Here is a 13,652-nt window from a genome sequence, read left to right on the forward strand (position 1 = left end):
TATTCGTCGAGCTACGGCTTGTGATTGGCAATTATTATCGGACATAGCTTATCATTCCGAGGCCTATTGGGGATATGACTCCGATTATATGGAAAAATTCAAATCAATGTATCAGGTAACTGAAGATTTTATCAACAATAATGAGACTTATGTGATTGAGGATCATCGTGGTGTGTTTGGGTTCTATGGTCTGTTTGTAAACGATAAAGTGAGCTCTTTAGAATACTTCTTTATCGAACCCCGATGCATAGGTAAGGGGTATGGAAAATTATTATGGAACCACATGGTGGAAATTACTTGTGAAAACTTAAGAATTCGTGAGTTCGTAATAGTAACAAGCCCACAAGCAAAAGATTTTTATATAAAGCTAGGTGCCATTTTGCTTGGCGAAGTTGAATCATTACTTAAAAGGGGACGGATGATACCTCAATTATTGTATAAGGTACATAATTAATTGGGGGCATGCCGTCAGACAACAAGCACTTCCCGAAACTTAGAATATGTGAACGTAATATGATGTTCGGGAATCCCGGGGACATTATATGTCAGACCATACGAGTGCCGGCCTCCCATACTCGGTCGATATGTAGCTACATTTTCAGAAAGGCTGAAGATCTCAATGATAGTACGTGGCATGATTAAAGAGGATATTCCTCAACTGGCTCAATTATATAAACAATTTTGGGGAGAGGAATCCTCCATTGATACGATGTACATGCAGTTTAAGAAGTTTCAAGAAAATGGTTCTCACATATTACTTAGTGCAGTTGAGGACAATCAGCTTGTTGGTTCTGTTATGGGTGTGATTTGTGAAGAATTGTATGGGGATTGTAAATCTTTTTTGGTTCTTGAAAATATGATAGTGGATAAAGACCATAGAAATCGTGGAATTGGTCGGGCGCTGATCTCAGAGCTTGAAAAAAGAGCAGTAGAAAAATGTAACCAGATAATTCTTGTTACTGAAGCGAATAGAATTGATGCATGTAATTTTTATGAATCTGTAGGATATAGACCGGAAGTATATAAGGGATTTAAGAAAAAGCAGGTGGGAGAAAAAATGGAAAATGAACTAATTCTAAGCGAGCAATTATTTAGACTAGAAGATAGACTACTACAACCAGAGGTCCGTCAATCAAAAGAGGAAATTGCAGAGCTCCTTGCAGACGATTTTGTTGAGTTTGGAAGCTCAGGTCGTATATTCGACAAAACACAGGTTCTAGAGGGATTACCGCATTCTCCTATAATTCAGATGACTATAGAGAATTTTCAAATGAAATGTTTATCAAAAAATGTGGCTTTGGTTACTTACCGCGTAGTAAAGACAAACGAGCCCAGAGAAGGAATGAGATATTCTTTACGTAGTTCAATTTGGAAGTTGATTGCTGGAAGGTGGCAAATGATTTTTCATCAAGGTACTAGAATACCCGAGTTCTAAGGGTGGCTATACTTTTGATATTTGGTTATAGATACTACAGATGAATAAACAAGAAAAGAACCCCAGTTTAGGATTAGATTAAAGTGTCTAATTCTTAAGGATATTCAACCACAAGTTGAATATCCTGGATTTTCAACTGTTGAGTTATTGAAACGCTCCCTTCCGAACAATAAAATAGATTCTGTAGAGAGGAGCGTAAAAATATGAAAGACGAATTGGCTAAAAATATTTGCAGGTACCGTAAGGAAAAAGGGTTTACACAAGAAGAGCTTGCCAGAAAGCTGGGAGTGACATTTCAAGCCGTTTCAAAGTGGGAAACGGCTCAGACTTTACCTGATATAACTCTGTTGCCAAGGTTGTCACAAGTATTGGACATAAGTATTGATAAGTTACTGGGTTACATTTTTTATGATAAGCAAATAACCATCTACGAAGAAGAATATAAGACTCAGGAATATTATTGGGGTATGGTGCCTTCAAAAATGTGTTTACGCGTACTTGAATTAATGCCGCCATCTACTCATTTAAAACTATTAGATATCGGGTGCGGTGAAGGGAAGGACGCTGTGTTCTTTGCAAGGAATGGTTATGACGTAACCGCATTTGATATTTCTGATGCCGGTATTGAGAAGACCAAACGTCTCGCTGACAATGCCGGTGTCCAAGTTAAAGTTTTTAAGGCAGATATTTTAGATTTCCGCTTGGATACTAATTTTGATATTCTATTTTCCAGTGGTGTTTTTCATTATGTGAAGCCTCAATTGCGGGAAGAAATGTTTAGCAACTGAATTAGTTTCATAACTTGAATCCATTACTATTGCTACTTTTTTTGACAACTAAAAAAGGAGTACCTCCCCAACATCTCGAAATTGTAGTCGTCCAAAACCAAACACCGAGAGGTGAGAAAGGAGTACTCCCTGATGTTTAATATTCGCCAAGAACGTCTATTTTCCTTGGAGGAAATTTTAGAAACTTCTCCAAGAGAATCATATTCTCTAATTCTTGGATCTTTGGACATTAACCCTTTACTTGAGGTGGTTTCTAAAAAGGCCATCTTTGGAGCACCTACTCAACTAAACTATCCTGCTATGATCTATTCCTTAATCATTCGTGTAATTGAAAGAATTCCTACAATTAAGGACTTGTGTAAACGGCTAAAGAACAGCTTAGAGTTTCGATTCGACTGTGGATTCACTCTTGCTGACGCTGTTCCTAGCGAAGCATCCTATTGCCGTATGATCAAGAAGATTCATGACTCTTCCGCATTAGCAAATTCTCAGGACGATTTGGTGCTTCAGGCATTCAAAGAAGGATTTATCAATCCGGAATGTGTTGTTGCAATCGATGCCACCCATATCGAGGCAAGAGATCGAAAGCCAGAAAAAAAGCAAGAAGAAACTCCAGTTGAACAAACTCCTAAAAAGCGCGGACGGAAGCCTAAAGCTCAACGAGAGGCATGGCTCAAAGAACAAGAGGAGCTGGAAAAAAATCGCCCTATATTTGAGAAGAAGATTGAAGATCAACTTCCCTATAGCTTTGCAGAATTAGAACAACAAATCCCACTTGATCCTCAATGGGGTATTAAAAAGAATTCAGAAGGGAAAAACGTGTTCTGGTATGGCTATAAAGGGCACCTCCTTGTTGATTGTATAGGCCAATACATTTTAAGCTCTTTACTTTCTTCAGGGAATATAAATGATGGGAAAATGGCCATCCCACTGCTTAAGGCTCTGAATGAAAAGCATCCTTATTTGAATCCCTCCCATATCCTTGCTGATGCAGGATATGACTATGTCCCTATTTACCAGCAAGCGAGAATTATGGGAGCACGGGCACTCATTGATTACAATAAGCGAAACGAACAACTTCCAGAAGACAAAGACAAATATTTTCGTCCAATGTGCCAGAAGGGTTATTCGTACCGATACGATAGCTATGATCCACGTTATGATACTTTAAAATATACCCAACCCAAGGAATGCCAGGAGTGTGCACTCAAAGAAAGTAAGACCTGTCAAAAGGTGTTTAAGATGAAGGTTTCTTCAGATCCTAGAAAATACACTGTACCAGCCAGAGGGAGTGACCGTTACTTTGAGCTTTACAAACAACGAACTGCTGTAGAGAGAGTAAATGCGTATCTCAAGGAGTATTTCCAGCTCAACAATATCCGTCATCGTGGAAAACGCGCCCAAGTAGATTTTCAGTTTTCAATCTTAACCTATACCCTCTGCAAATTAGCTGTTGATCGCCTAAACAAGTCACTAACTATGGTCGCTTAATTTTAAAACGTAAAAATCTAAGATTCTGTTGGTCTGATTTATTTTTAGACTAACATTATGAAATTAACTCAACTATAAACAATTTACCAATCCCAATGGTTTGCACGTTTTTAATGTATTCGTAAACAAACCATTCATAGATCCACCCCCTGAAAAGGAGCCGACTGCGTGCAAATGGGTTTCAGGAGAACTGTTCACATATTATCATGATTGGCTGATTCAAGAATGCTCAGAAGTGATTTTTGACTGTGATTCCTCTGGTATACCGCACCAACATGCGCTGAATAAGATTATTGCTCAGAAATGCCAGTGTAAGAAAAAGTAGAAGTCCTTCGTGTCTAAACGCCGCACGTCCATGGGGGGGTTATGGAGATGTATCCACCTGCGGCACCGCAAGGAAATTGACGAATAAGATCCCAAACCGGATTTCGGGAACCCTTGAAATATTATACGGCAGGGTATGTATTTTACGGATATTATCGTTTTGAAAGAGAGGAGATTTTGGGCGAAGTAACATCAATTTCAGCCAATAATCGATTCCAATACACATGTTTTGATTTTAGGTTCCATGCCAGGGGTTCAGTCACTATCATTACCAAGTATTTTGACACTTGATTTAGGAGGCCACAGTGTTTGCATATGTATTTATAAATATTGATAACCCGCTTTATCAGCAGGCCGTGGATTTGCGTTACCGGATTTTTTTCATGCCATGGAATATTAATAAAGAGATAGTCTTTGACCAATATGAGGCTACAGCAATTCATATGATTTGCCATACTGAAGGAAAAGTTAATGGATATGCCAGGTTGAATTATGAAGGTCAGGAAGCAATATTATCACAGATAGTTGTGGACGAGGAGTGTCGGAATCAAGGGTTAGGAAGTGAATTGGTAAAGCGTCTAATTGATAAAGCCCGATTGGATAATAAGGCTAGAGTAACCTAAAGCGCAAAAGTGGAGGCAACAAGATTTTATAAAAAATTCGGCTTTGTGGTTACCGGGGATAGTTTCTCATCCCCTAAAACAGGGCTTCCTCATATTAAAATGGTTCTGCAACTATAGGTAAAGAAATGTGACAAGAAAGCTATTTGGAACAAAATAAAAGAGGTAATTTTTATGTCGGAAATAATTATTAGATCATGTGAAAAAGATGATTTGTCTGACGTAATCAAGTTGATGAATGAGCTTAGGGAAGTAGCCCAAGGCGATGAAATTACCTTCCGCGGTGTGAGCAAAATCTTTTCGGAAATGGAGCAACGACCAGAACTATATTTGAATGTAGTTGCAGAGATTTCGGGAAAAGTAGTAGGATTCATTTCAGCGATTTTCTATAGAACGGTTTTTCATAAGGGTGGTACGGTACTCATTAATGAGCTGATCATTACCCAGGCTGAGCGCGGGAAAGGAGTCGGCAAGAGGTTGGTTCAATTGGTTCAAGAGGAAGCTTTAAAAAGAGGCTTTGATGAAGTTGAAGTAGGAACTGAGAAGACCAATGAAGGAGCGCAAAGATTCTATCAAAGATGTGGTTTCAGTGAGGAATATGTATTATTGGGAATGGAGTTTGAATGAAACTGAGGGAAGATTATGGTGAAAAAACATAGCAAAGGATTGCTATGTGGAGGAATGTTTAAGAATATATTGAATTGTATTTGATAAGAGAGAGCTGATGGTGATATAAAAAGGAGGGAAGAAGATGCCCGAAATTGTTCTTATTATCTATTCATGAAAATCGAAGAATTAATTAATAAGCTCCCGAACAAGGATGCCTAATGATGTATTGCTAAATAGAGAAGCTCACCATAGCAGAGATATTAATTTCGTGTGCGCTGAAATAATTATGTACACTGGGAGAGCCAGGGAAATTAAAAAGAGATTGATGGAAAAAATTAATGAGCTGATTATAAAATATACGGGAGTTTCCGCGAAAGATGTAAATTGCTGCATAATTGAAGTTCCCCCGGAGAACTGGAGCGGGGGAATTTCTCATTCATTTATTACTGGGCTTGATTAGGAGAGCCGGATGTAATTCTTAGGTTGAAGGTTTTGTGTATGAAATTTCCCAGTGCGAAAGAGGTATGGGTGGCACGAATTGCTAAACGCCATTGAACATCGCCATAATAAGGAATGGGAACCAAGTGAGGTAAAAGAAATGACGTTTGTCAATAAAACCAATGATGCAGAGAGTATAAGCTCATCCCGGTTGGAGTGCATTGATATTTTCAGAGGGCTGACCATGGCGCTCATGCTGATGGTTAATAATCCGGGAAACCCTGAAACTATCCCTGCCCAATTGGGGCATGCCGCCTGGCACGGGATTACCCTGGCCGATCTGGTATTTAATTATTGTATAAGCTAAACAATTGATTAGGAAATCGGTTGCAGGAGTTACGCACCCAAGCGCTTAAGAAATTAAAGATATTCTCGGAGAAGAAAATGGTACAATGGTATTAAATAGAAAGTTAAATCAAGGGCGATTATTAGGGTGGAGCTTTATGATTGAGATAATTCTTTTAGGAATAATCACCGTTTATTCGATAGTATTACCGATGATTAGAATTGCCAATTCAGACAGGCAATTTCTGAAAAAGATACTGTCATCTTTTTCAACGGCATTTGTATTTTCTTTAATCTTAATATGCCTAGTTGATATTCTGACCTTTAAATACAGACCAGGTAAAGGGATATCGGGTAACGGCAACCCCGCTATAATCCCTTTATTTTTTCTGGTTCCTATATGGGTTTATCTGATTACTACTCTTGGCAGGTTATGCTATCGGGTATATTTAGAAATCGAAAGCAATAAAAAGATGATTTCACTATTCATTCAACTAATTCTCCTGATGCTTTGTTATATTACGGAAAACTCAATCATCCAAAATCATATAAATATTCTTGGTGTGCCGGATGATCCTAATGCAGTCATTTATAGATGGACATGGTTTAACCAATATACAAATACTATCTTTGTTAACTACGTGGTTTTAGCTGCATCTATTATAGTTGCTAATCTTGCAGGTATGTTGCTAACCTTTAAAAGACATGCGGATAAATTCATACAGTGATGATAACATTTTTGAGAATCTTTGGGGTCGCTATAAAAAGTTAGAGACAAAAAAGCCGCTTGACCGAAAAAACAATGCTCCAAAGACACAGATACTGGGAAATCCCTAAACGACTGCTTATTATCAATGCGTTGGTGACAGGGATTCGTCATATCTTTATACATTGCTTATAAAAAGCGTCAAAGAAAATAATTTAGCTGGCTGGTGAAACGATTTATGGCACCATTTCGATAGTAAGAATCGCACAAGAATCGCACAAGAAATGGTATTGAGATCCACCTGGTTAGAAAGGAGAAAGTAGGATGAAGAAGGGAATCTGGGCCATAGTGCTTCTGACCTTATTGATTTTAGTCAATGGATGTAATTTAGATCGTACTAAAATATCATCCGGTGGAAGTGAAAAAAATAGTGAGGTACAACAACAATCTTCAAACCAATCAGACCCCTCTTTATATGAGACGGAAGAAGAATTGGTAAGAGCACCATCAACACATGAAGATCAGTTCACGATTACAACTGACCCATACCCGGTTTGTCGGACACAGGTGAGTTAGGGTAAAATAACACCTGTGGAGGATGATAAACATGGCTAAAAACGGGAAACGGTATAATCAAGAATTTAAAAATGACATTATACGCTTAGTCACTGAAGAAAACCGTTCAGTTTCAAGTGTGGTTCAAGATTTTGGGGTCAATGAGCAAACTGTGCGCAACTGGCTTAAGCAAACCAAAGAGCGGCAAGATCCTATCAAGACCAGGATAGCCGAGCTTGAAGCCGAGCTTAAGGCAAGGGATAAAAAGATTGCCGATCAGGAGTTAACGATAGATATCTTAAAAAAGGCTACCGCCATCTTCGCCCAAAGCAACCGGAAATAATTTATCAGATGATTAAAAAAGCCAGCAGCTCCAGCTGCCCGGTTGAGAAGATGTGCGAAACCTTAGACGTATCTCGGAGCGGTTATTATGATTGGGATGGGCGTAAACCCAGCAAACGTCAAAAAGAAGATGAAAACATTCTTAAGGTGATGAAGGAAAGCCATACCAAAGCCCAGGCAATGATTGGTCTGGATAAACTTTGGAGAGATGTCAAAGAGGCAGGGTTTCAATGCGGTAGAAACCGGGTTTACCGATTACAAAAGGAACATGACCTGTACAGTGTTCGAAAGAAGCCCTATCGCGTCTGTCTCACCGATTCGAATCATGATTTGCCCAAAGCCCCGAATCTCTTAAACCAAACGTTCAAGGTTGAGCACCCGAATAAAGTCTGGGTCACGGATATCACAGAATTTAAAACAGCTAAGGGCAGCAAGCTGTATCTGGCCACCATCAAGGACTTATTCCATAAAGAAATTGTAGGTTGGGCTTTGGCCGAACACATGAGAACTGAACTCTGTTTGGAAGCCTTAAGGAACGCTGTAAAGCGTCATAGACCGCCCAAAGGGTTAATTCATCATTCGGATCAAGGGCGGCAATACTGCAGCACCGTCTATGTCGAAGAATTAAAGCACTGGGGAATGATACGAAGTATGAGCAGAAAGGGAAACCCCTTTGATAACGCCTGTGCAGAGTCTTTCTTCAGCACCATTAAATCAGAAAGGCTCCATCACAGAACCTACAAGGATAGTGAGGAAGCAAGACGAGACATTTTTTGGTACATTGAATGTTTTTATAATCGACAACGGAGGCATCAAGCTTTAGGGAATCTGACACCGACAGCTTATTTAAAGAAGTATAACGAGACTCAAAAGGCCGCATAGTGTCAACTCGGTAGACGCCTGTCAAGGGGCGGCGTCAGCCGAGACGAAGTCCTTGCCCTTGATAGGCCAACTAGCCAAGACCCTTATGACTCAGAACAGTTTAAAGACTGTTCTGCTGCCACCCGGCGAGGGCGGGGTTTCAGGGGCTGGCCCCTGATAGAGCAGCTTGGAGCATTTACCTAAGATGAAAAACGAAGCAATCCTGCGAATCTGGAGGAATCCCTAACTCTGGAGTGTCCGTTTTATCGAGAAAAGGTCACAACATTAGATCATGAGTGGAAAGAGCTTTCGGCTAAGGTTTCGCTAAGTGAAATGATCTTTTCCGGGGGGAGCAGGGGATCTACAAAGTTAGCAGGAGATGAAAGAGTCGAATATTCCATGCAGTTCCCGGTGGATTGGACATTGCAGGGTACAGTATTTGAAGACAGTAATAAAAAGAAGGTGGCTGAAATAGCTCCGGTCGTCTTGCTCAAACAGGGTGAAGAAATACAGTTTTTGGATTATGAAACCATTGAGGGGCAAATTCTTACGAAAGAGCCTATATCTTTTAATAAGTATAAAGGAACAAAAGCCATCTTATTAATGGGCACAGAGGTTGGAAAGTGGTATCCTCATATGTATATGATCAGTGATGGTACATACGGATTCACGGTTACCATATACTCGCATAACCAAAACAGAGATGAAGCCGAAGAAAGGTTGTTTGACGATATAGTAAAAACTTTTAGATTTAAGCCCTAAAGTGCCATCTTGCTATTGTAAGGGGGAGTGTAATGAACTATTTTACTAAGGAATGGTATGAACTATGCCAAAAGACAAGCGCTCATTTGCTTCTTGAAGAAGATCAAGAAGCAGGGCGTTTTTCTGAAGAGTATTTTCAAAGATTATATGCTCAGAAGCTTAAGGAGTGGCTCGATTTACAGAAGGAAGTTATTTCATATTCGGCGGACCGGGAAAGAGCAAAAGGTAATTATAGCCATGGTAAATCGTTTGATGCCGAAAAAGAGACTGAGAAGTTTAGTGAAGCTTTGATGCACAATCAGGAACATTTTAGAGAAATATTGCCAAAAGAAGTTTTGGAGCAAATAGCTGATATACGAGTTTTCGCTTTAAATAGAACATCTCCCCAAGTAAAAAAAGCAGTTACACAGTTTTGTGAAAACAACTATAGATTAGTTCGTAAGACGCTGCGTGAATATCAAGAATACTACAAAGAGGTATTAGAATCTTTAGACACAGAGATCGTTGAAAAAATGAATTTTCATGATTGTAAGATTATTACTACGATAAGGGATGGGCAGTCGCTCATTATGTCACTTGATAATTCCGGAGGGTTTACGCATATAAAACTAATTCGTTTTGAGAATTACGAGATAATTAAACAGGAATCAACTCTTAATAATTCGTGGTGGTTATATCATGAGATATATAAAGCAAGTGATGCCTATGAATTACATGTATTACTTTACAACGAGAACCACAAAGCAGAAGAATTCATCATCTCCTTTGAGCGCATTTCGTTTAGTGTATAAGGCAGAGTCGCCTGTGCCAGTCATGGATGGTGAGCAAGCTCATGAACATACCCTATATGATTTATTGGGGTTTGCAAGCGGAAGATCCCGGCAATTGGCGAACCAATGGCCGGCGGTTATTGGTCCCTTGATGGCAAGACATTGGAAGAAGTCCATTCCATAACCTATAAAAATTGGCTTGAGCAATGGCAAAATGAGTTTGGTCATTAGGACTAGGGCATGCCCAATTCGGATTGAATTGGTCCAAGTAATGAGGTGAGTAATTGAAAGTATCATCGTTTTTAAGGTTTGCGGCGTTTGGACTAAGCACGATCCTTTTCAAAAGGAAGAAGGCCATTTTAGGTACAATTATTTTAACGGATCGCTGTAACCTTTCCTGCAAACATTGTGCTGTCAACAATATTACAGCGGTGATCCATCCTTATCAGCAGATCATACGGGAAATGGAAATACTCTATGCCCAAGGAATACGGATATTGTTTTTCTGCGGCGGTGAAACCTTTCTCTGGTCGGATGCGGGAAAAAACATAAGTGATCTGGTAAATGAGGCGAAGGAGTTAGGGTTCTTACTGGTCAATGTGGTGACAAATGGCACATTCCCGATCGATTTGCCCCAAGCTGATTTAATATTGTTGAGTCTTGATGGCGCTAAGGAAAAGCATAATTTTATTAGGGGAGATACCTATGACACCATCCTTACTAATATTCGCCAGGCAACAGCCGCCAATATTTGCTTTTATATGGCCATCAACAAATACAATCAGGAGGATATTGCCGAGGTCTGTCAAAGAGCGAAGGAAGAGCAGAATGTTCGGGCAGTTTCTTTCAATTTTCACACGCCTTACCCTGGCACGGAAGATTTATCCCTAACCGTTGCCGAAAAGCAAAAATGTTGTGAGGAGATCGAGCGTTGTATAGAAGCGGGGTACCCTATATTTAATTTGAAAAGTGCCTTTCCCTATATCGTCAAAAACACCTTCCCCACTCCATGTCATCAATGTATTGTCATGGAAAACGGAAAACAGTCTATTTGCGGACGATGTATTGATATTCCTCACTTGTGTGAACAATGCGGGTACTTTTTTGCTGCGGAATACACCTTAGTCTTTCAAGGCAAAGTGAAGGTCATTATGGAGATGCTGAAAACCTATTTGAAATATATTTAGAAAAAGATGGAGTAGAGATGAGAAAGGTAACAGGGTTATGAAAATCGCGAAGGCAGCTAGAATATGGTTAACACGTTCCTTGAGACCATTTGAGTTTAAAAATGAATATGATCGTGAGCTCAATTATGCCAATGTCAAAAGCTTAGGCCTATATATCCATATCCCCTTTTGCAAAAGTATTTGTTCTTTTTGTCCTTATTGCAAGACCTTATATGCTGAAGAAACGGCTCGGGGTTATACCCAGGCTTTGCTTAAAGAGATTGAGCTGGTTGGCCAAAGTCTAAGGACGAAGAAAGAGGTAACAAGCCTGTACTTCGGCGGCGGCTCGCCCGCCTTAATAGCGGAGTATTTAGAAGAAATCATCACTAAGGTTAATCAATATTTTATCATCAAGGAAGGCATTGGCTTGGAATTACACCCCAGTGATGTGAATGTTGAGACCTTGGCCAAGATCAAAGCAGCGGGAGTAACCAAAGTTAGTATCGGCATTCAATCCTTTCAGCGGGAATACCTCTCGATGCTGGGACGCAAGGAAATAGGTCATCAGGCCATGTTTGCTGCTTTACGTAAGGTCTCCTTTGAAACTGTTTCTATGGACTTAATCTTTGCCATACCCGGCCAAACCGCCGCTAGCCTCAAAAAGGATATATCTTTTACTTTTGAAAATGGAGCTAATCACATAGCCATCTATCCTTTTGTCGACTTTTCTTTTTCCAGCAATAAAGTACCTCCCATGGCCGAAAAAGAGAAACGACAATTACTGGACAGTATTACGGAGTATTGCGAGAGCTGTGGTTATGTCCGTACCTCCATATGGACCTACGCCAAAGATCCTTCTATTAAATATTCCTCCATGACCAGAGACAACTTCTTAGGCTTTGGCTGCTCGGCAACGACTCTCCTAATGGATCAGTTTAAAGTGAATACTTTTTCTGTTGAAGATTATATAAAGCGATTAGAGCAAAAACAATTGCCAACTTCCTTGACCTGTCGATTTACACCAAGGCAAAGAATGATCTATTACCTTTTCTGGACAGCCTATACAACCAGGGTTGATCCCCAAGGATTTAGAGACTTCTTCGGAGTTTCCTTACACAGCAAGTACGGTTTTGAGTTGCTTCTATGTCGTAGCTTGGGTTTTGCCAAGAAAGAAAAGGGCGTCTATCGGATGACCACGAAAGGGGCATATTACTACCACTATTTTGAACAATTCTACACCCTGGCTTATATCGATAAAATGTGGGGTATTATGCGGGAAAAAGCCTTCCCGGATAGAATTGAATTATAAAGATAGGAAGTATTAGCATGCGAATTATTTCGGTTAAAGAAAACCCTGCATACATGAATCGTGCCATTAATTATTTCCAAAGCAAATGGGCAAGTGAGGAGAGTTTGGAGGTGTATGAGGACTGCATTGTAAACTGTATCTCATCGCCGAATCCATTGCCTCAATGGTATCTGTTAGAGAATAATGGAGAGATTATTGGCTGTGCCGGACTGGTCACTAATGATTTCATTAGTAGAATGGATTTATACCCATGGGTTTGTGCCTTGTATATTGAAGAAGCATACCGTGGTCATGATTATGGTTCATTGTTACTGGAGAAGGCAAAAAAAGATGCCAAAAGCGGTGGCTTTTCACATTTATATCTTAGTACGGACCATATTGGGTACTATGAAAAGTATGGATTTAGTTATATCGGACCGGGGTATCATCCTTGGGGGGCAAGTTCAAGAATCTATGGTCTTAGTGTAGAGTAAGTACTCCAATGTACGATTTAAGGCTTGGCGAATATTTACAATACTTGAATCTGGTGTGAGTAAAGGGGAGGCATAGAAATGGATTATGATATCAGACCTATCGAAATTGGTGATGGTAAAGGGATTAATGATTTAAGGCGTATGCCCGGTGTCTTTGAAAATATCTTAGGTATTCCCTCTGAACTGATCAAACGGAATGAAGATTTTATTGCCAATTTAGATGTTAATCAGCATCAGTTTGTTGCAGTTTCGAAACTTCAAGATGGTCAGGAAGTTATTATCGGAAGTGCGGGCTTAACCGTATATCCTAATCATCGCATGCGACATAGTGGTGCCATTGGCATAATGATTCATAAGGACTACCAAAATCAAGGTGTGGGTAGTGCCCTTCTGAGTAAGCTTATAGATATTGCGGATAATTGGTTAATGCTTGTCAGGATTGAATTGACGGTATTTGAAGATAATGCAAAAGCCATACACTTATATGAGAAGTTTGGCTTTGAAAAAGAAGGAATTAAGCGATTAGCGGCAATAAGAAACGGTAAATATGAAAACGAATATATGATGGCTAGAATAAATCCTGCTTTCAGAAAGTCCGCCATTCTACTAACATTGGATAGGAAGGTCCGGGGATAGGTGGATAGTGTATATAGATGGT

At 39.7% G+C, this 13,652-nt stretch carries 16 protein-coding genes and 3 pseudogenes; all 19 read left to right on the forward strand.

Annotated features, from left to right (window positions below; all coding sequences use genetic code 11):
• Position 1: 1 nt before the first annotated feature.
• Positions 2–454, forward strand: coding sequence for a GNAT family N-acetyltransferase (locus AC1U9U_RS06440; RefSeq protein ID WP_479959731.1), 453 nt, complete (start codon positions 2–4; stop codon positions 452–454).
• A gap of 165 nt (positions 455–619) precedes the next feature.
• Positions 620–1,042, forward strand: a pseudogene (locus AC1U9U_RS06445) (GNAT family N-acetyltransferase); the annotation flags it as partial.
• Between the two features lie 63 nt (positions 1,043–1,105).
• Positions 1,106–1,435: pseudogene (locus tag AC1U9U_RS06450) on the forward strand (nuclear transport factor 2 family protein); the annotation flags it as partial.
• A 203-nt stretch (positions 1,436–1,638) separates the two neighbouring features.
• The gene (locus AC1U9U_RS06455; protein ID WP_479959732.1) at positions 1,639–2,223 is read left to right on the forward strand and encodes a methyltransferase domain-containing protein; all 585 of its coding nucleotides are present in this window, start codon (positions 1,639–1,641) and stop codon (positions 2,221–2,223) included.
• A 132-nt stretch (positions 2,224–2,355) separates the two neighbouring features.
• On the forward strand, positions 2,356–3,714 hold the full coding sequence (locus AC1U9U_RS06460) for a transposase (RefSeq protein WP_479959733.1): 1,359 nt from the start codon (positions 2,356–2,358) through the stop codon (positions 3,712–3,714).
• 680 nt (positions 3,715–4,394) lie between these two features.
• Positions 4,395–4,778: pseudogene (locus tag AC1U9U_RS06465) on the forward strand (GNAT family N-acetyltransferase).
• A gap of 54 nt (positions 4,779–4,832) precedes the next feature.
• On the forward strand, positions 4,833–5,285 hold the full coding sequence (locus AC1U9U_RS06470) for an N-acetyltransferase family protein (protein ID WP_479959734.1): 453 nt from the start codon (positions 4,833–4,835) through the stop codon (positions 5,283–5,285).
• A 193-nt stretch (positions 5,286–5,478) separates the two neighbouring features.
• Positions 5,479–5,727 carry a tautomerase family protein gene (locus tag AC1U9U_RS06475; protein WP_479959735.1) on the forward strand — a complete coding sequence of 83 codons (249 nt, stop codon included), beginning with the start codon at positions 5,479–5,481 and terminating at the stop codon, positions 5,725–5,727.
• A gap of 78 nt (positions 5,728–5,805) precedes the next feature.
• Positions 5,806–6,072: a hypothetical protein gene (locus AC1U9U_RS06480; RefSeq protein ID WP_479959736.1), complete on the forward strand. Its 267-nt coding sequence runs from the start codon at positions 5,806–5,808 to the stop codon at positions 6,070–6,072.
• Positions 6,073–6,208: 136 nt separating this feature from the next.
• Positions 6,209–6,778, forward strand: coding sequence for a hypothetical protein (locus AC1U9U_RS06485; protein ID WP_479959737.1), 570 nt, complete (start codon positions 6,209–6,211; stop codon positions 6,776–6,778).
• A 302-nt stretch (positions 6,779–7,080) separates the two neighbouring features.
• Positions 7,081–7,332, forward strand: a complete 252-nt coding sequence (locus AC1U9U_RS06490; RefSeq protein ID WP_479959738.1) for a hypothetical protein — start codon at positions 7,081–7,083, stop codon at positions 7,330–7,332.
• Positions 7,333–7,354: 22 nt separating this feature from the next.
• Positions 7,355–8,535, forward strand: a protein-coding gene (locus AC1U9U_RS06495) for an IS3 family transposase (protein ID WP_479959739.1) whose coding sequence is annotated in 2 segments (ribosomal slippage) — positions 7,355–7,607 and positions 7,607–8,535 — 1,182 coding nt in all. Because the reading frame shifts where the segments join, the coding sequence is not laid out codon by codon here.
• A 390-nt stretch (positions 8,536–8,925) separates the two neighbouring features.
• The gene (locus AC1U9U_RS06500; RefSeq protein WP_479959740.1) at positions 8,926–9,276 is read left to right on the forward strand and encodes a hypothetical protein; all 351 of its coding nucleotides are present in this window, start codon (positions 8,926–8,928) and stop codon (positions 9,274–9,276) included.
• 32 nt (positions 9,277–9,308) lie between these two features.
• On the forward strand, positions 9,309–10,067 hold the full coding sequence (locus AC1U9U_RS06505; RefSeq protein WP_479959741.1) for a DUF4085 family protein: 759 nt from the start codon (positions 9,309–9,311) through the stop codon (positions 10,065–10,067).
• Between the two features lie 22 nt (positions 10,068–10,089).
• A complete protein-coding gene (locus AC1U9U_RS06510) occupies positions 10,090–10,230 on the forward strand; it encodes a hypothetical protein (RefSeq protein WP_479959742.1) in 141 nt (46 codons plus the stop codon).
• A gap of 100 nt (positions 10,231–10,330) precedes the next feature.
• Complete coding sequence (locus AC1U9U_RS06515) at positions 10,331–11,233, forward strand: radical SAM protein (RefSeq protein ID WP_479959743.1); 903 nt, start codon at positions 10,331–10,333, stop codon at positions 11,231–11,233.
• Positions 11,234–11,270: 37 nt separating this feature from the next.
• Positions 11,271–12,521, forward strand: coding sequence for a coproporphyrinogen-III oxidase family protein (locus AC1U9U_RS06520; protein ID WP_479959744.1), 1,251 nt, complete (start codon positions 11,271–11,273; stop codon positions 12,519–12,521).
• Between the two features lie 17 nt (positions 12,522–12,538).
• Entirely contained in the window at positions 12,539–12,994 is a 456-nt protein-coding gene (locus tag AC1U9U_RS06525; protein ID WP_479959745.1) for a GNAT family N-acetyltransferase, read from the forward strand.
• Positions 12,995–13,072: 78 nt separating this feature from the next.
• Entirely contained in the window at positions 13,073–13,630 is a 558-nt protein-coding gene (locus AC1U9U_RS06530) for a GNAT family N-acetyltransferase (RefSeq protein ID WP_479959746.1), read from the forward strand.
• Positions 13,631–13,652: the final 22 nt, after the last annotated feature.

Source organism: Desulfitobacterium sp., from assembly GCF_982384815.1.